The 17,253-nt window shown below is 54.8% G+C and carries 15 protein-coding genes and 1 pseudogene; all 16 read right to left on the reverse strand.

Annotation, left to right across the window (positions count from 1 at the left end; translation table 11 throughout):
* Positions 1-152 precede the first annotated feature (152 nt).
* Positions 153-1,478, reverse strand: a complete 1,326-nt coding sequence (locus RHM58_RS32990; RefSeq protein ID WP_322269274.1) for an ABC transporter ATP-binding protein — start codon at positions 1,476-1,478, stop codon at positions 153-155.
* Positions 1,468-2,286 carry an ABC transporter permease gene (locus RHM58_RS32995; RefSeq protein ID WP_322269276.1) on the reverse strand — a complete coding sequence of 273 codons (819 nt, stop codon included), beginning with the start codon at positions 2,284-2,286 and terminating at the stop codon, positions 1,468-1,470. The genes RHM58_RS32990 and RHM58_RS32995 overlap by 11 nt, the downstream gene beginning before the upstream one ends.
* A gap of 54 nt (positions 2,287-2,340) precedes the next feature.
* The gene (locus RHM58_RS33000; protein WP_322269278.1) at positions 2,341-3,240 is read right to left on the reverse strand and encodes a glycosyltransferase family 2 protein; all 900 of its coding nucleotides are present in this window, start codon (positions 3,238-3,240) and stop codon (positions 2,341-2,343) included.
* Between the two features lie 507 nt (positions 3,241-3,747).
* Positions 3,748-4,671 (reverse strand): glycosyltransferase, encoded by a 924-nt coding sequence (locus RHM58_RS33005; RefSeq protein WP_322269280.1) that lies wholly within the window; start codon positions 4,669-4,671, stop codon positions 3,748-3,750.
* A 57-nt stretch (positions 4,672-4,728) separates the two neighbouring features.
* Positions 4,729-5,619 (reverse strand): glucose-1-phosphate thymidylyltransferase RfbA, encoded by an 891-nt coding sequence (gene rfbA, locus RHM58_RS33010; RefSeq protein WP_322269282.1) that lies wholly within the window; start codon positions 5,617-5,619, stop codon positions 4,729-4,731.
* Positions 5,616-6,509, reverse strand: a complete 894-nt coding sequence (rfbD, locus tag RHM58_RS33015; protein WP_322269284.1) for a dTDP-4-dehydrorhamnose reductase — start codon at positions 6,507-6,509, stop codon at positions 5,616-5,618. The genes rfbA and rfbD overlap by 4 nt, the downstream gene beginning before the upstream one ends.
* Entirely contained in the window at positions 6,506-7,582 is a 1,077-nt protein-coding gene (gene rfbB / locus RHM58_RS33020; protein WP_322269285.1) for a dTDP-glucose 4,6-dehydratase, read from the reverse strand. The genes rfbD and rfbB overlap by 4 nt, the downstream gene beginning before the upstream one ends.
* 230 nt (positions 7,583-7,812) lie before the next feature.
* A complete protein-coding gene (locus RHM58_RS33025) occupies positions 7,813-8,052 on the reverse strand; it encodes a LapA family protein (protein ID WP_322269287.1) in 240 nt (79 codons plus the stop codon).
* An 11-nt stretch (positions 8,053-8,063) separates the two neighbouring features.
* The gene (gene ihfB / locus RHM58_RS33030) at positions 8,064-8,372 is read right to left on the reverse strand and encodes an integration host factor subunit beta (RefSeq protein ID WP_054051920.1); all 309 of its coding nucleotides are present in this window, start codon (positions 8,370-8,372) and stop codon (positions 8,064-8,066) included.
* Between the two features lie 151 nt (positions 8,373-8,523).
* On the reverse strand, positions 8,524-8,802 hold the full coding sequence (locus RHM58_RS33035; protein WP_201256572.1) for a hypothetical protein: 279 nt from the start codon (positions 8,800-8,802) through the stop codon (positions 8,524-8,526).
* Positions 8,803-9,060: 258 nt separating this feature from the next.
* Complete coding sequence (gene rpsA / locus RHM58_RS33040) at positions 9,061-10,755, reverse strand: 30S ribosomal protein S1 (protein ID WP_059406800.1); 1,695 nt, start codon at positions 10,753-10,755, stop codon at positions 9,061-9,063.
* Between the two features lie 120 nt (positions 10,756-10,875).
* Positions 10,876-11,565, reverse strand: coding sequence for a (d)CMP kinase (cmk, locus tag RHM58_RS33045; RefSeq protein WP_008148720.1), 690 nt, complete (start codon positions 11,563-11,565; stop codon positions 10,876-10,878).
* Positions 11,562-13,769 carry a bifunctional prephenate dehydrogenase/3-phosphoshikimate 1-carboxyvinyltransferase gene (locus RHM58_RS33050; RefSeq protein WP_242486218.1) on the reverse strand — a complete coding sequence of 736 codons (2,208 nt, stop codon included), beginning with the start codon at positions 13,767-13,769 and terminating at the stop codon, positions 11,562-11,564. Before RHM58_RS33050 ends, cmk begins: the two co-directional genes overlap by 4 nt.
* 28 nt (positions 13,770-13,797) lie before the next feature.
* On the reverse strand, positions 13,798-14,910 hold the full coding sequence (hisC, locus tag RHM58_RS33055; protein ID WP_322269290.1) for a histidinol-phosphate transaminase: 1,113 nt from the start codon (positions 14,908-14,910) through the stop codon (positions 13,798-13,800).
* 12 nt (positions 14,911-14,922) lie between these two features.
* Positions 14,923-16,018, reverse strand: a pseudogene (gene pheA, locus RHM58_RS33060) (prephenate dehydratase).
* Positions 16,018-17,103 carry a 3-phosphoserine/phosphohydroxythreonine transaminase gene (gene serC / locus RHM58_RS33065; protein ID WP_201205613.1) on the reverse strand — a complete coding sequence of 362 codons (1,086 nt, stop codon included), beginning with the start codon at positions 17,101-17,103 and terminating at the stop codon, positions 16,018-16,020. The pseudogene pheA and the gene serC overlap by 1 nt, the downstream one beginning before the upstream one ends.
* Positions 17,104-17,253: the final 150 nt, after the last annotated feature.

The following is a 17,253-nucleotide window of genomic DNA, read 5'->3' on the forward strand; positions in this document are numbered from 1 at the left end:
TCGAGTCATCATAAGCTATGCAAGCACCTTCGGCCGCACTGGACAGCCAGCACTCGAAACCCGGCTCACGATACGAGCCAGCCACGACAATACCGTCCAACTGCACCTGACTGCCCAGGGAATAGACAGCATGTACACCTGCGAAAGTATTTTCAGAGCAGTTCAAGAGCTGGCTCATTAGTAGACGCGTCCATATAACCGAAAGACCTGACACCTTGATCCGATACAAGACGGAACATCAGCGCATCCAAAATTCTGTGGCTGCAGGAGGGTTCGCTTTCCGACCACACTCCACCACCCACAAAGTATACGCCAGGCAGCATCACCATCTTGAAGCTGAAAGTGATTCTGAACGACTGCTCGCCACTCTCAAGCTCGACGTACCTTCCCTCCTCGGGATAACGCTGGCCGGTAATAACCACTCCGGAGATAGAGCGAATATGGACAGCGATAAATGCCCTTGAAACAGACTCCTTGAGAACGCCTGACATGACGATATCGTAATCTCCGCCAGCCTGGAGCACATTGCAGCGTCGCCCTTGCTTGTCGAAAATTTCGAAACTGTCGATCCGTGCCCCCAACTCCGGATAGACCGTCGTCGAATCGGGCACCATCCCTGCGTCGAAATACTGTTCGTCGGCGATCGAAACCGGCTCGATACTGACCTCTTGGGTCTTGGCAACAGCGCTGGCATCACCCAGAAGCCGAAACTCCTCGATTAACCGAGGCTGCTCGTCTACAGGCGCGTAGATCAGTTTTTGATACGCACGAATCACATCCATCGGCGCAGCGGTACAGATGTGCTCGCCCCGCTCCATCAAAATTGCCCGATCGCAGAACTCAACGACCTGAGGACCGGAATGGGACACGAAAAGAATCGAAGTACCCTTGGCCTTCAATTCATCGAGACGAGCGAAACATTTGCGCTGAAATCGCTCATCACCCACGGCCAGCGCTTCGTCGACGATGAGGATATCCGGATCTATCATGGCCTGTACGGCAAACGCCAGACGAACAATCATACCGCTCGAATATGTCTTCGTCGGTTGATGGATGAACTCTCCAATGTCGGCAAAGGCCACAATATCATCGTAACGCTCATCGACTTCAGCGCGGCTTAATCCGAGGATAGCGGCATTCATGTAGACGTTTTCGTGCCCTGTGAACTCGGGATTGAAACCGGAGCCCAACTCAAGCAATGCACCAATTCGCCCTTTGGTCTCGACCTCGCCGGCGCTCTGGCTCAACGTGCCGCAGATGACCTGAAGCAGCGTCGACTTGCCACTACCGTTACGACCCACGATACCGACCGTCTCACCCTTCTTGATCTCGAACGAGATATTTTTGAGTGCCCAAAACTCTTGGTAGTATTTTTTTCGCTGCCCCGCAAACATTTGGGCAAGGCGGTCACGAGGCTTGCCATAAATATGGTAGCACTTGCTGACATCTTGAAGCTTGATTGCGATCTCAGAGGACATCAGCAAACCCCTTTCTTGTCTTCTGAAACCAGGCAAAACCCATGTAAGCCACAAAAACCCCTACACCTGCGTAAATACCAAGTACTTGCCAGTCTGGTTGCACACCCCAGAAGAGAACATTTCTGACGCCTTCTACCGCAGTCGTCAGCGGATTGAATTGCAGGTACGAACGGTACTCTTCGGGCACTGCAGTGGCTGGGTAAAATATTGGGGCGAGGAACATCAGGCCAGTGGTCACAAGTCCGATGAAGTGAGCGACGTCGCGCATATAAACGCCTATCGATGCCAACCCCCAGGACAACCCGAGAATGATCAATAACAGCGGCGCAATAACCAATGGCAGATAAAAAATAGTCACCGGCGGCAGACCAAAAGCGAAAGAGTACGCTATCAGCCACACAATAAGACTGACCAAGGCGTGAAACAGCGACGCCCCTACTATGACGCAAGGTAATATCTCCAGAGGAAACACAACCTTTTTCACATAATTGGCATTTGAAATAATCAATGATGGCGCCCGAGTAACACACTCGGAAAACAGGTTAAATACCATCAAACCGGCAAACAGGATCAGCGCAAACTCGGCTTTCGAATCACTGGCTGCAGTCCATCTGGAGTTGAAAATAAAGCTGAATACGAATGTGTAAATAGCAAGCATCACAATCGGGTTAAAAAACGACCAGAGAATCCCCATAAAGGAACCCCGGTAGCGACCTATAACTTCTCGCTTGATCAGCGCAGTGATAAGCGCGCGATTATGCCAAAAGCTCGAAAACATGACGCCGGGCGAAGCTGAAAATTTCTGCATCAGCCGGCAACCTCAATAACACCCATCAACAAACTCCTTTGACAATATTCACTATCAAACCCCTTTGAAAATGGCGGCAACCAAAAGGCCGACATTACCCATGAAAGTCTGACGGTATATACCCGAACGCCAGATACCGATCACGCGGCCTGGCAAGTTACGGGCTCGAGCAGACTTGAACCGTTGAAGTACTTCCCGATTAGTTTCCGTCAGGAGGTAGTCTATGGCATCCAAATTCGCGATGTTCTGATCAATCCAGCGACTCAGGCGTCCCTGAAAAAGTTTGTGGATCCGCACCAAAGCAGCCTTTAAGCCGATAGCCGCGCCAATGGAATTCAACGGGTGCTGGCGATAAAAAATATGCGGCGTCGTATCGTAAAAAAAACGGCCTCCGGCACCCGTCACCAGCATGTATGCCCACCAATCATGGGCAACAATATTATCCTGCTGGCCCGCAGACTGTAGGAGTTCCCGGGCCGCATGGTTGAACACCATCGTGTTTCCGGCAGCAACGTTTTCCACCAAGGCATTGGAAAAACCAAAGGCACCGGAAAACCGTGATGTTAGCCCAGTATGATTTCCCGCTTCATCAACCAATGTGGTTCGCGAGGAGTAAAGTGCGGGAATATCTTTTGGCATTTTATTTAGCCAGGTCAGCGCCGCTTTGAGCTTATCGGCAGCCCAGATATCGTCCTGATCAGACCATGCATAAAAATCAGCGCTCGCGTCTTGATGGCAAGTAAGCGACATGAAATTACTGGCAAAACCACAGCCCGGGCCGGACAAAAGTTTTACTTTCTCCAAACCCAGTCGTGCCTGAAAAGCTTTAGTTATTTCGAGAGTTGAATCAGTTGAACCATCATCAGAAACATACAAGACCCAATTAGAGTAATCCTGCTGCTGAATAGAGGCCAATTGCTCAGAGAGAAAGCGCTCGCCGTTGTAGGTGCACATCAAGATCGCGACACGCCCCCCACGTCCGACCTTTCGACAGAATCCGGATTCAGGCTAGCGTTCGCGGACTCTGCTGATAAAAGGCCTACCACTGCACTCTCCACTTCACAATTAAGGGCTGACCGCGAAGCTCAGGAAAATCGTCTTCCAGGCTCCCGCTAGCCTCCAATTCGATACCTTCGCGAAATCGATGATTATAAAGAATTTTTGCCGGTGGTTGATAGGCCTCGCGCGATATCAACAACCCAATCACCCCTCAAAAAAAGACAAAAAAACATCAATACCACAAAAAAACCACCAAAAACTCATGAAAATCGTCGATTCACCTCGACCACAGCTGAAATCAACCGACTTAAATTCTGTTCACGGCAGATCTCACAAAAGGGGCCGAGACGCTACCATGGACTGTGACCCTGCTGCAGGAACGAGACCATGAGTCGAACATGAAAGGCGTTCCAATCCCAGGACAAAAACCATGCAGTCAATACACCGCTAATCATAATTTGATCATTCAGCTTTTTTACCGATGACGGCAGTCAAACAGCAAACAAAGAAAAACAAAAATTTATCGCGCAACCGCCGGCGACACTGCCCGCCTTTTAATGAGAGTGCGAACAGATCCCAACGCCTGAAGCGCAACCACTTTTTTACAAATGGGTCATTACTCTTACCTACAAGGACTGCTATTTCTCTGACCTGGTTAAACCACCAGCCCTCATGAATAGTTAAATAGCGCTGAAATAGAGATGAAAGCCCCGTATTCGCACCTACTTGATTATGCTCATGCTGGCGATAAAGCATGGTAGACCGGGAATCAATGAACCAACTAAATCGATGGCTTCGCGCAAATGCATAACAATACCAATCATGCAAACTTACTTGCTGCAGTTGATTCCAATCGCGGATAACAGAGTATTTCAATGCCCGAGCAAGCTCTTTATTCAATACATAGGTGCAACCTGGCCCTGCCGCCTCGAACAAAAAGTCCCAAGCGACCTGAGGCTGGCTTTTATCAAGCAGGATCTTTTTTCCGTCAGGCCAAAAGGCCGTGACATTACTCGAGTACGCATCAGCCTTACGCAAAGACATCATTTGCGTAGCGCGAAGCAGTTTATCGAAGTCCCAGATATCATCCTGGTCGGCAAAGGCAACGAGATCGTAACCCTCCAGATCCACGTCGCGAATCAGTCGAAAGAAGTTACGCGCAGCACCACCGAATCGCCCCGAATCAGGCAACAAAAAGACGCGCTCGTGTGTGGCACAAAATGCAGCGCACCAAGCCTCTGTTCCGTCGGTAGACGGATCGACACTGATAAAGACTGTGATGTCTACGGCCGACTGAGCAAGGATCGAGGCCAACTGCTCCTCGATCCACTGCATGCCATTGTAGGCAGCCAGCAAAACCGCAACCTTGGGATGTTTTACTGGCATGCCATATCTGCTTGCACCGATTAAAACACTATCACACGATAGAGCTAAGCTTTTGAATCAGCGGGAAGGCGAGTCCAGCAACTTCTGCAGGTATTGGCCGTAGCCAGTCTTCTTCAGAGCCTCAGCCTGAGCCCCCAACTGCTCGGCGGTGATCCAGCCGTTGTGGTAAGCGATCTCTTCCAGACAGGCCACTTTCAGACCCTGACGCTGCTCGATGGTATGCACAAAGTGACTGGCTTCAAGCAGAGAATCATGGGTACCCGTATCCAGCCAGGCAAAACCGCGGCCGAGCATTTCTACGTTGAGAGTCTTCCGCTCTAGGTAGGCACTGTTGACATCCGTAATTTCCAGCTCGCCGCGCTCGGATGGCTTGATGTTTTTTGCAATTTCGACAACATCATTGTCGTAGAAGTACAGACCGGTCACTGCATAGTTGGACTTTGGCTTCAGCGGCTTCTCTTCAATACTCAGAGCGCGACCGGTTTTGTCGAACTCAACAACGCCAAAGCGCTCCGGATCGGAGACGTGATAGCCAAATACAGTAGCGCCATTCTGCTGAGAGCTGGCGGAGCGCAAGTTATCCGAGAAGTGCTGACCGTAGAAGATGTTGTCACCCAGAATCAGGCAGCAAGGATCTTTGCCAATGAACTCTTCACCAATAATAAAAGCTTGTGCCAGACCATCAGGGCTTGGCTGCTCGGCGTACGTCAAATTGATACCGTACAAGCTGCCATCACCCAACAGCTTACGAAAACACGGCAGGTCTTCCGGAGTGGAGATGATCAGGATTTCACGCATACCCGCGAGCATCAGCACCGACAACGGATAGAAGATCATCGGTTTGTCGTAGATTGGCAGCATCTGCTTGGACACACCAAGAGTCAACGGATGCAGGCGCGTACCCGAGCCACCAGCGAGGATGATGCCTTTACGATTTGTCGTGGTCATTTGTTCAGAACTTCCCTAAGCATTCGGGTTACACCACTTCGCCAATCCGGCAAGTGTAGAGAAAAATTGTCACGCAGCTTCTGAGTATTCAAACGAGAATTCAGAGGCCGGCGTGCAGGTGTTGGATAAGCGGTCGTCTCGATCGGGTTAATCGCCTTTACAGCGAACTCTTCGCCATTTTCCCTGGCAAAACCGATCACGTGGCAGGCATATTCATGCCATGACACTTCGCCGCTGGCTACCAAGTGATACAGGCCCGCCAACTCTGGCTTCAGCAATACCTGGCGAATAGCCAACGCTGTCACATCGGCGATCAACTCGGCGCCAGTAGGGGCGCCAATCTGGTCCGCGATGACATTTAGCGTTTCACGATCCTTGGCCAGGTGCAGCATTGTTTTTGCAAAGTTGTTGCCGCGAGCGCTATAGACCCAGCTGGTACGGAAAATCAAATACTTGCAGCCGGATGCAATAATTGCCTGCTCACCAGCCAGCTTGCTGACGCCATAGCGATTCACAGGTCCAGCGACATCCTCTTCCTGCCATGGGGCTTGGCCCTGCCCATTGAACACGTAGTCGGTTGAATAATGAATAAGCCAGGCACCAACAGCCCTGGCCTCCTCAGCCATGACCTGAGTTGCATGACTGTTCACCCGATCAGCCAACTCCGACTCGCACTCGGCTTTATCAACAGAGTTATAGGCAGCAGCATTGACAATTACGTCAGGCCGAACCTGACGAATCGCTGCACGCAACCCATCAAGATCAGAGAGATCACCGCACAAACCGTTAACAGAATGGCGATCCAGGGAAATCAACTCACCAAGGGGCGCAAGGGAGCGCTGAAGCTCCCAGCCCACCTGGCCGTTTTTTCCCAGCAAGAGGATTTTCATGCCTTGCTCGAGCGATCCGAGTAGTTTTGGTCGATCCACTGCTGGTAGCTGCCGCTCTTTACATGAGCCACCCATTCAGTGTTAGACAGGTACCACTCCACAGTCTTGCGAATACCGGTTTCGAACGTTTCTTCCGGCGTCCAACCCAGCTCGCGCTGAATTTTGCTCGCATCAATTGCGTAACGCTGGTCATGGCCCGGGCGATCCTGAACGTAAGTGATCAGGCTGGCGTGGGGACGATGAGCGGAGTCAGGACGCAATTCATCGAGCAGTGCACAAAGAGTGTGCACAACTTCGATGTTTTGCTTTTCGTTATGGCCGCCGATGTTGTACGTCTCGCCGATAACACCTTCGGTCACGACCTTGTACAGAGCACGAGCATGGTCTTCGACGTAGAGCCAATCACGAACCTGGTCGCCCTTGCCGTAAACCGGCAGTGGCTTGCCTTCCAGCGCATTGAGGATGATCAGCGGGATCAGCTTCTCAGGGAAGTGGCACGGGCCATAGTTGTTCGAACAGTTGGTAACCAGTGTCGGCAGACCGTAAGTGCGGCTCCAGGCACGAACCAGGTGATCAGAGCTCGCCTTGCTCGCCGAGTAAGGAGAGCTTGGCTGATACGGGGTGGTTTCGGTGAAGAGGTCTTCCGGACCTTCAAGGTCGCCGTAAACTTCGTCGGTGGAAATATGGTGGAAACGGAAGTTGGCTTTGCGCCCATCATCCAGTGCAGCCCAGTAGTGGCGCGCAGCTTCCAGCAAAGTGTAAGTACCGATGATGTTGGTCTGAATGAACTCAGACGGACCAGTGATCGAGCGGTCTACGTGGGATTCTGCGGCCAGGTGCATGATGGCATCTGGTTGGTGTTCACGCAGAACACGGTCGATCTGATCGCGATCGCAGATGTCGACGCGCTCGAACACGTAACGCGAGTCCTGGCTAACTTCGGCCAACGACTCAAGATTACCGGCGTAAGTAAGCTTATCGACGTTAACAACCGAGTCGGTAGTATTGGAAATGATGTGACGGATGACTGCCGAGCCGATGAACCCGGCGCCGCCGGTTACTAGAATTTTCACGCGAAACCATACCCTTGAGTTGCTGACAGGGCCGCCAAACCGAGCACTGTCTAATCCATGAATGCAAAAGCCATCAAACCAGCTGTGGCCTCTGATAGAGTCAGCCTGAACCGATGCAGGACTACGCCATTATCGAACAAGCCCAGCATTTTACAGCTTAATGACGGTTTTACTAATGGATATAGATAAGCTGCAGCGCAAATTCGAACGGTTAGTGGCCTTTGTCGTATTTAGACAAGGCGCTTGCGTGAAAGCCTGGACGCACGCCCCAAAAACCAGCCCAGAATCGGCCCGATCAGCATGCCGATCAATAGTGCGATAACCATGACCACCGATACCGGTAGCTGTGGACCTGCCCAGCCGAGAAACAGCAGCGAAACGGATTGCTGATTTTCAAGAACAAACGCCAGAATCACCAGAATCAGCAACAGAATAAATACGCCAAGGAGTACACGCTTAAGATTGCGCATGCGTCGCCCCTTTAGTTATGGAGATCAAAGCCTTCCTCCTCTTCCTCATTCACCCGGTCACGCAACTCTTTGCCCGGCTTGAAATGCGGAACAAACTTGCCATCAAGGCTGACGGACTGACCGGTTTTCGGGTTACGACCTACCCGTGGGGCGCGGTAGTGCAGGGAGAAGCTGCCAAAACCACGGATCTCAATACGATCCCCAGTGGCCAGACATTGGGACATTTGCTCAAGCATGGTCTTGATGGCCAGCTCAACATCCTTGGATGAGAGCAGCCCTTGATGGGTGACAATTCGTTCGATCAACTCCGACTTCGTCATATTTTTCCCTTCTTTTTCAAGCAGCTAGATCAGCGCTTCAAAGGTTTTAGCATGCCCGGATGAATTTGAACAGCCCGTGTATTGACATATATTTAGCAAAGATGTGACGCCCATTTGCGGAGCACCACAACACGACAAAATCATTACGCACTCACCGACAAATAACCAACATGGTGCGCGTCACAAACCCTGCCGGATTGAAGCCGAACGGAAATTCGTCCTCGTCCTTAGCATCATCAGATCTGGCGACAACCTTGTAACCACTACCCTTACACTCCCTGTCAGCTCGCTTGCGGCACTTCTCCCACCCGGAACCCAAACCGGAACAATCAACCTCGATACCACTGACGCCACGCACGACGTGAGTCTTGGCATTGGTGGTACAACCTGCCAGTGTCAATAACGCTACTGCGACAATGAGCCTGTTCATTCACTTCCTTATACCGGGCGCTCCGCCCTACCGTCGTTCGTATCAAGCCTAAGCCTAGCTGCAAATAAACGATTGATCCTGTTAAAGAAAGAGACAGCAGGTGTTAGGGATTGGTTTCATAAGGGTCGTTTTTTGGGACGCTAGAAACATTACCAGGATCGCAGCCTTCGACATCCCCGAGCGACTCAGGGAGCTAGCCAAATCGCAGGCACAAAAAAGGGCGACCGAAGTCGCCCTTTTTCTATGGTCTGACAGAACTTAGTTCTGTTTTTCCATTTGTGCACGCAACAGGTCGCCCAGAGTGGTAGGACCAGCAGCAGGTTCCGAAGTCGCTGGCTTGTCGCGCAGGCTCTGGATTGCTTCTTTCTCGTCTTCAACGTCTTTCGACTTGATCGAGAGCTGGATTACGCGGCTCTTACGGTCAACGCTGATGATCTTGGCTTCTACTTCTTCGCCTTCTTTCAGAACGTTACGCGCGTCTTCAACGCGGTCACGGCTGATTTCGGAGGCTTTCAGAGTCGCTTCGATATCGTCGGCCAGAGTGATGATGGCGCCTTTAGCGTCAACTTCTTTCACGATGCCTTTAACGATTGCGCCTTTATCGTTCTCTTGAACGTACTCGGAGAACGGATCGCTTTCCAGTTGCTTGATACCCAGGGAGATGCGCTCGCGCTCTGGGTCAACCGACAGGATAACGGTGTCCAGCTCGTCGCCCTTCTTGAAGCGGCGAACGGCTTCTTCGCCCACTTCGTTCCAGGAGATGTCGGACAGGTGAACCAGACCGTCGATGCCGCCGTCCAGACCAATGAAGATACCGAAATCGGTGATCGACTTGATGGTGCCGGAGATTTTATCGCCCTTGTTGAACTGGCCAGAGAAATCTTCCCATGGGTTAGATTTGCACTGCTTGATGCCGAGGGAGATACGACGACGCTCTTCGTCGATGTCCAGAACCATAACTTCCACTTCGTCGCCGACTTGTACGACTTTCGAAGGGTGGATGTTCTTGTTGGTCCAGTCCATTTCGGAAACGTGTACCAGACCTTCAACGCCTTCTTCCAGCTCAGCGAAGCAGCCGTAGTCGGTCAGGTTGGTTACACGAGCGGTAACGCGAGTGCTTTCTGGGTAACGGGCTTTGATAGCAACCCATGGATCTTCGCCCAGTTGCTTGAGGCCCAGGGAAACACGATTGCGTTCGCGATCGTACTTCAGAACCTTGACATCAATCTCGTCGCCAACGTTGACGATTTCGGAAGGATGCTTGATACGCTTCCAAGCCATGTCGGTAATGTGCAGCAGGCCATCGACGCCACCCAGATCGACGAATGCGCCGTAATCGGTGAGGTTCTTGACGATACCTTTGACTTGTTGGCCTTCCTGCAGGGATTCCAGCAGAGCTTCACGCTCAGCGGAGTTCTCGGCTTCGAGGACGCTACGACGGGAAACGACAACGTTGTTGCGTTTCTGGTCGAGCTTGATGACCTTGAATTCCAGCTCTTTGCCTTCCAGGTGCGTGGTGTCGCGCACTGGACGGACGTCAACCAGAGAACCTGGCAGGAACGCACGGATGCCGTTAACGTCGACAGTGAAGCCGCCTTTAACCTTACCGTTGATAACGCCCTTGACCACTTCTTCGGCTGCGAAGGCTGCTTCCAGAACAATCCAGCATTCAGCGCGCTTGGCTTTTTCACGGGACAGCTTGGTTTCACCAAAGCCGTCTTCAACCGAGTCCAGAGCAACGTGAACTTCGTCACCGACGTTGATAGTCAGTTCGCCAGCATCGTTGTAGAACTGCTCAAGCGGGATGAGTGCTTCAGACTTCAGGCCAGCGTGAACGGTTACCCAGCGAGCTTGGTAATCGATATCAACGATAACACCGGTGATGATGGAGCCTGCCTGAAGGTTCAGGGTTTTTAGGCTTTCTTCAAAGAGTTCCGCAAAGCTTTCGCTCATTTTAATTCCTGTTGAATAAGGGCGAAGAATACGCCCATCTCCACATCCCAGACGATGTGGGTTACGTTCATTAGAAGAAGCATCGCAAGACTATGACTGGTCCCCTGCAAAGCTTCTTGGTCACCCGGCGATATCGCGAATGGCGATCTCGCTCATGATGCGTTCCAGCACCTGATCGATGGATAATTCCGTGGAATCCAGCTGTATGGCGTCAGCCGCCGGTTTGAGCGGGGCTACCGCTCGCTGGGTGTCACGCTCATCGCGGACACGTATCTCATCTAGCAGACTCGACAGACTAACACCATCGACTTTGCCCTTCAACTGCAAGTATCGACGGCGCGCACGCTCCTCGGCACTGGCCGTAAGGAATATCTTCAGCGGAGCATCGGGAAACACCACTGTGCCCATGTCGCGACCATCGGCCACCAGGCCCGGCGCCTCCTGAAACGCCCGCTGGCGCTGTAGCAGCGCATCGCGCACAGCCGGCAGTGCGGCGACCTGAGAAGCCCAGGCGCCGACTTGCTCATTACGCAGGTCGTCGGTGACATCGTCACCTTCGAGAATGATCCGCTGCGGATGACCTTCCGTCGCGCCGACAAACTGCACGTCCAGATGAGCGGCCAACAGCTTCAGCGATTCTTCATTGGTCAGGTCGACGCCATGGTTGCGCGCAGCGAATGCCAATAAACGATACAGCGCACCGGAATCCAGCAGACACCAACCCAGACGCTTGGCCAGAATCCCGGCAATAGTGCCCTTGCCCGAGCCGCTTGGCCCGTCGATGGTGATGACCGGTGGCTTGATAATCACGACTGAGCCTCTTGTGCAACACGGATACCGACCTGCGCGCACAGCGCGAGGAAGTTCGGGAACGAGGTCGCGACGTTGGCACAGTCGTGGATGCGGATCGGTGCAGTGGCGCGCAGCGAAGCAACGCTGAATGCCATCGCAATCCGGTGATCGCCGTGACCATGCACTTCGCCGCCGCCGATCTGGCCGCCGTCGATGATAATGCCGTCCGGGGTCGGTTCGCACTTGACGCCCAGCGCCAGCAAGCCATCAGCCATGACCTGAATCCGGTCCGACTCTTTGACTCGCAACTCTTCGGCACCGCGCAACACGGTGCGCCCTTCGGCACAGGCCGCAGCCACGAACAATACCGGGAACTCGTCGATGGCCAGCGGAACCAGCGCTTCGGGAATCTCGATACCTTTGAGTTTAGCTGCCCGCACGCGCAAGTCCGCAACAGGTTCGCCACCCACTTCACGCTGGTTTTCCAGGGTGATGTCGGCGCCCATCAGGCGCAGGATGTCGATCACGCCAGTGCGGGTCGGGTTGATGCCAACGTGCTCGAGCACCAACTCCGAACCTTCGGCGATCGACGCGGCCACGAGGAAGAACGCCGACGACGAGATGTCGCCCGGCACTTCAATGTGGGTCGCAGTCAGTTTGTGGCCGGACTCGACCGACGCGGTGGCGCCGTTGACGGTCACCGGGTAGCCGAAGCCGCGCAGCATGCGCTCGGTGTGGTCGCGAGTCGGCGCTGGCTCGGTGACGGTGGTCTTGCCTTCTGCGTACAGACCCGCCAGCAGCAGGCAGGACTTAACCTGGGCGCTGGCCATCGGCATGGTGTAGGTCAGGCCTTTGAGCTTGTTGCCGCCACGGATAGTCATCGGAGGACGACCTTCTGCGGCGGTCTCGATCACGGCGCCCATTTCACGCAGCGGATTGGCCACGCGATTCATCGGACGCTTGGACAGCGAGGCATCACCGGTCAGGGTGCTGTCGAAGCTTTGCGCAGCCAACAGGCCAGACAACAAACGCATCGATGTGCCGGAGTTGCCCAGATAGATCGGACCTGGCGCAGGCTTCAGGCCATGCAGGCCCACACCGTGAATGGTCACGCGACCGTGGTGCGGACCTTCGATCACAACACCCATGTCGCGGAAGGCTTGCAAGGTCGCCAGGGCATCTTCGCCCTCAAGGAAACCTTCCACTTCGGTGGTGCCTTCGGCTAGGGAGCCAAGCATGATCGAACGGTGGGAAATCGATTTGTCGCCCGGTACACGAATCCGCCCAGTCAGGCGGCCACCAGGTTGTGCCAGGAAAATCAGGTCGTTGGAGTTCATAGCGTCCACATAAGCCCGGCGGGCCAGGATTTTACTGAAATGTTCGCGGGCAACCCGGGCGCGAGTGAATACGCCCAACAATTGGTGCCCATCCCCTGCATCGACCGCGTCGCGCAAGGCGTCGAGGTCGCTGCGAAATGTATCGAGTGTGCGCAGGACAGCTTCGCGGTTGGCGAGGAAGATGTCATGCCACATGACCGGGTCGCTACCGGCGATTCTTGTGAAATCGCGGAAACCGCCCGCAGCGTAACGGAAGATCTCAAGATTTTCATTGCGCTTGGCCAATGAGTCGACCAAACCGAATGCCAGCAAGTGTGGCAAATGGCTGGTTGCCGCCAACACTTCGTCATGGCGCTCGACCTGCATGTGCTCGACGTCGGCGCCCAATTCGCGCCACAAACGGTCGACCACAGCCAGAGCTGCCGGATCGGTCTGATCCAGCGGCGTCAAAATCACTTTATGGCGACGGAACAGCTCGGCATTGGAGGCTTCCACCCCGCTCTGCTCGGAACCGGCTATCGGATGCCCCGGCACGAAACGCGCCGGCATACCGCCGAACGCCTCAGTAGCCGCACGTACCACGTTGCCTTTGGCACTGCCAACGTCAGTCAGGATCGCTTGCCCCAGATCCATGCCAGCCAGTCGGCCGAGCATTTTTTCCATGGCGAGGATCGGCACGGCCAACTGAATCACGTCTGCGCCCTGACAAGCAGCTGCCAAGTCTTCTTCACAGCGATCCACCACGCCCAACTCAACCGCCAGCTTGCGCGACTGCGGATCAAGATCGACCCCGACCACTTCGCGGCACAGGCCACTTTCACGCAAGCCCTTGGCAAACGAACCGCCGATCAACCCCAGACCGACCACCACCAGGCGACCAATCATAGGTTCAGCAGATTGCAGTGCAGTGACATCAACCACGAGCCAGAACCTTGGTCAGCGCCTCAAGGAAGCAGCTGTTTTCAGCCGGCAGACCAATGGTGATGCGCAAGTGATTCGGCATGCCGTAATTAGCCACCGGACGCACGATCACGCCTTCGCGCAACAAGCCCTGGAAGACCGGCGCGGCAACCTGCCCCAGATCAACACAGATAAAGTTGCCCTTGGACGGAATCCAGCTCAGCCCCAGCTCACGGAAACCCGCTTGCAGTTGCAGCATGCCGGCTTCGTTCAGGCGACGGCTTTCGGCCAGATAGTCGGCATCCTGAAGTGCGCCGCAAGCAGCGACCAGGGCCAGGCTGTTGACGTTGAACGGCTGGCGTACGCGGTTCAGCACATCAGCGACCACGGCGTAGGACAAGCCATAACCAACCCGCAGCGCCGCCAGGCCGTAGGCCTTGGAGAACGTGCGCGAGACCAGCAGATTCGGGTACGCCGCCAGGAAGTCCAGGCCATCCGGCAAGTCACTGCCTTCGGCGTACTCGATGTAGGCCTCGTCCAGTACCACCAGCACATGAGCCGGTACATCCTGCAGGAATTCGTCCAGTGCTTCGGCGCCGAACCAGGTCCCGGTCGGGTTGTTCGGGTTGGCAATGAAAACCACACGGGTGTCGGCATCGATCGCGGCCAGCATGGCCGGCAAATCATGCCCCCAGTCTTTGGCAGGGATAACGCGCGCGTCAGCACCCACGGCCTGGGTCACGATTGGGTAGACCGCAAACGCGTGCTCGCTGAACACGGCGTTCAGGCCCGGCGCCAGATACGCACGACCGACCAGTTCCAGAATGTCATTGGAACCGTTGCCCAGCGTCACTTGATTGAGCTCGACGCGGCATTGATCGGCCAGCAGGGTCTTGAGCGCAAAACCATTGCCATCCGGATAACGGGTCATCTCAGCCAATTCTTCGCGAATGGCTGCTAATGCCTTGGGACTGGCGCCCAGCGGATTTTCGTTGCTCGCCAGTTTGACGATTTTGGCCGGATCGATATCCAGCTCACGCGCCAGTTCGTCCACGGGCTTGCCCGGAACGTAGGGCGAAAGTTGTTGCACGCCCGGCTGTGCCAGAGCGAGGAAGTCACCACTCATTTGCTACCGCCCTTAGAGAACTGCTTTCGGGTAGGAACCCAGCACTTTGAGTGCCACTGCTTCCTGACTGATCTTTTCCAACACACTCTTGACCAGTGGGTCGCGGTGGTGGCCGACGAAGTCGATGAAGAACACGTAGGTCCATTTACCGCTGCGCGACGGACGGGTCTCGATCCGTGTCAGATCGATGCCGTTGTCGTGGAACGGCACCAGCAACTCGTGCAGTGCGCCGGGCTTGTTGCTCATGGATACGATGATCGAGGTCTTGTCGTCGCCGGTCGGCGGCACTTCCTGGCTGCCGATCATCAGGAATCGCGTGGAGTTGTCCGGGCGATCCTCGATTTTCTCGGCCAGACGGGTCAACCCGTACAAACCTGCAGCCATATCGCCGGCAATCGCCGCCGAGTTCCACTCACCCTTGACCCGCTTGGCCGCTTCGGCGTTGCTGGACACCGCAACGCGCTCGACATTCGGGTAATGGGCGTCCAGCCACTTGCGGCACTGGGCCAGGGACTGGGCGTGGGAATAGATGCGACTGATACTGTCGGTCTTGGTGTTCTCACCGACCAGCAGGTGATGGTGGATCCGCAGCTCGACTTCACCACAGATCACCATGTCGTGTTCAAGGAAGCTGTCGAGGGTGTGGTTGACCGCGCCTTCGGTGGAGTTTTCCACCGGGACCACGCCAAAGTTCACCGCACCGGCCGCCACTTCACGGAACACTTCGTCGATCGCCGCCATCGCGCTTGCTGATCACCGCATGACCGAAATGCTTCATGGCAGCGGCTTGGGTGAAGGTGCCTTCAGGGCCGAGATAAGCCACTTTCAATGGCTGCTCGAGGGCCAGGCACGAGGACATGATTTCGCGGAACAGTCGCGCCATCTCTTCGTTGCCCAGCGGCCCTTGGTTACGCTCCATTACGCGTTTGAGCACCTGAGCTTCGCGCTCAGGACGATAGAACACCGGCACTTCGCCTTCGGCCAGCGAGGCCATCTTTACTCGCGCAACTTCCTGGGCGCAGCGTGCACGCTCGCTGATCAGCTCCAGGACTTTGGTGTCCAGGGCATCAATGCGAACGCGCAGTGCCTTGAGTTCTTGCTCAGACATTAGCCGTGTTCCTTCTCGAACTCTGCCATGTACGAAATCAGTGCGTTGACCGCAACGATGTCGACGGCGTTATAGATGGAGGCACGCATGCCGCCCACGGAACGGTGACCCTTGAGATTCAGCAGGCCGCGCTCATCGGCACCGGCCAGGAATGGCTTGTCCAGGCGATCATCGGCGAGGCGGAACGGCACGTTCATCCACGAGCGGTCCGACTTGTTGATCGGGTTGCTGTACATGCCGCTGGCGTCGATGAAGTCGTACAGCGTGCGCTGTTTCACTTCATTGAGCTTGCCGATGGCTTCAACACCACCCTGCTCTTTCAGCCACTCGAATACCAGCCCCGACAAGTACCAGGCGAGGGTCGGCGGGGTGTTGTACATCGAGCCGTTATCCGCTGCGACCTTGTAGTTGAGCATGGTCGGGCACAGGGAACGGGCATGACCGAGCAGGTCTTCACGAATGATGTTCACGACGATGCCGCTCGGACCGATGTTTTTCTGAGCGCCAGCGTAGATCATGCCGAAGCGCGACACATCGACCGGACGCGAGAGGATGTCGGAAGACATGTCAGCGACCAGTGGTACATCACCGGTTTCCGGGATCCACTGGAATTCCAGGCCGCCAATGGTTTCGTTCGGCGCGTAGTGAACGTAGGCAGCGTCTTTCGACAGCTTCCACTCGTTCTGACCGGGAATTGCGAAATAGTCGTAAGGCTTGGCGGTAGCGGCGACATTGACGTGGCCGTAACGCGAGGCTTCTTCGATGGCTTTCTGCGACCAGATACCGGTGTCGATATAGTCGGCCGAGCCGCCTTCAGGCAACAGGTTCAGAGGGATCTGAGCGAATTGCTGGCTGGCGCCGCCTTGCAGAAACAGCACTTTATAGTTCGAAGGGATATTCAGCAGATCACGCAGATCCTGCTCGGCCTTGGTGGCGATGGACACGAACTCATCACTGCGATGGCTCATTTCCATGACCGACAAGCCCTTGCCGTGCCAATCAAGGAGTTCACCCTGGGCGCGTTTCAGGACAGCTTCAGGAAGTGCCGCAGGACCGGCACAGAAGTTATAGGCTCTCTTGCTCACATCCAATCTCGCTCTGATTTGGTGGTATCACGCAATAAATCTATTTGATCTGTAGGAGCTGTCGAGCGGAGCGAGGCTGCGATCTTTTCGTACGGACCCACATAACAAAAGCGAGAGCAAGATCAAGAGATCGCAGCCTCGCTTCGCTCG

This window comes from Pseudomonas sp. 10S4 (genome assembly GCF_034344865.1).
GTDB lineage: Bacteria > Pseudomonadota > Gammaproteobacteria > Pseudomonadales > Pseudomonadaceae > Aquipseudomonas.